At 71.1% G+C, this 1,480-nt stretch carries 2 protein-coding genes; both read left to right on the top strand.

The features are described from left to right. Positions 1 to 591, top strand: a 591-nt coding sequence (locus tag G6020_RS10835; RefSeq protein ID WP_182610633.1) for a glycosyltransferase family 2 protein, incomplete at its 5' end; no start/stop codon positions are given. A gap of 81 nt (positions 592 to 672) precedes the next feature. After that, positions 673 to 1,480: NDP-sugar synthase (locus tag G6020_RS10830; protein ID WP_347238358.1), on the top strand; the 808-nt coding region annotated here is incomplete at its 3' end.

Below are 1,480 nucleotides of genomic sequence, written 5' to 3'. Positions count from 1 at the left end.
TACGTGTGGTTCGAGCCGGGTTCCGTGGACGCGCTGCTCGCCGCCGCCCACCGGTGGCCCCGGGCGGCGGCGTTCGGCCCGAGGATCGCGGAGACCGACGGTTCGGTGTACCCCTCGGCCCGCGCCGTGCCGCGGCTCGGCGCCGGTATCGGCCACGCCCTGCTGGGTCCGGTGTGGCCGGGTAACCCGTGGACCGCCCACTACCTCGACGACTCCGACATGGAGTCCGAACGGACCGCGGGGTGGTTGTCCGGGTCGTGCCTGCTGCTGCGACGTGAGGCGTTCGACGCGCTCGGCGGGTTCGACGAGAGGTACTTCATGTACCTGGAGGACGTGGACCTGGGGGACCGGCTCGGCCGGGCCGGGTGGCAGAGCGTCTACGTGCCGTCGTCGGTGATCCACCACGACCAGGGACACGCGGCCAGGACCGTGCCGGAGTTCACCCTCCGGGCACACCACAACAGCGCCTACCTGTTCCAGGCGGACAGGCATCCGGCCGCGTGGCAGGCACCGATACGCTGGGCGCTGAGGGCGGGTCTGGAACTACGGTGCCGCCTCGCGATCCGGTCCGCCCGGCGCGATCTTCGCTGACGCGCCGGACGAGACCATCCACCGGCCCGTGTGGGCCGCGCGAGCGCGCGGCCGGGGGCCCACGACATCGGGAGTAGGACTGTGACCTCGACGACCCCCTCCAGCGCCGAGCCGCGCGATCTGATCGCCGACACCGAGGCGGTGGTCCTGGTGGGCGGCAAGGGGACCCGCCTGCGGCCGCTGACCATCTCGGCGCCCAAGCCCATGTTGCCCACGGCCGGTCTGCCCTTCCTCACCCATCTGCTCTCGCGGATCCGGGCGGCGGGCATCCGGCGCGTGGTGCTGGGCACGTCGTTCAAGGCGGAGGTGTTCGAGGAGCACTTCGGGGACGGGTCCGACCTCGATCTGGAGCTGACGTACGTGGTGGAGACCGAGCCGCTGGGCACGGGCGGCGGCATCCGCAACGTCCTGGACGAGCTCACCGCCTCGACGATCATGGTGTTCAACGGCGACGTGCTGGGCGGGACCGATCTCACCCGGATCCTCGATCTCCACCACGCCAAGAGCGCGGATCTGACCATGCACCTGGTGCGGGTCTCCGATCCCCGTGCGTTCGGCTGTGTGCCGACCGATGAGGACGGCCGGGTCCTGGAGTTCCTCGAGAAGACGCAGGACCCACCGACCGATCAGATCAACGCCGGTTGCTACGTCTTCCGGCGTGAACTGATCGCTCAGATCCCCGAGGGCGTCCCCGTCTCGGTGGAGCGCGAGACCTTCCCGCAGCTGCTCGCCGAGGGCAGGCGGGTCTACGGCTTCGTCGACTCGGCGTACTGGCGGGACATGGGCACGCCCGAGGACTTCGTCCGCGGGTCCTCCGACCTGGTGCGCGGCATCGCGCCGTCGCCCGCACTCGAGAGCCACCACGGCGAGGCGCTCGTCCACGACGGCG

This window comes from Dietzia sp. B19, from assembly GCF_014145155.1.
Classification (GTDB): Bacteria; Actinomycetota; Actinomycetes; order Mycobacteriales; family Mycobacteriaceae; genus Dietzia; species Dietzia natronolimnaea.
Note: the sequence above shows the minus strand (reverse complement) of the source record. Positions and strands in the feature narration are given on the sequence as shown.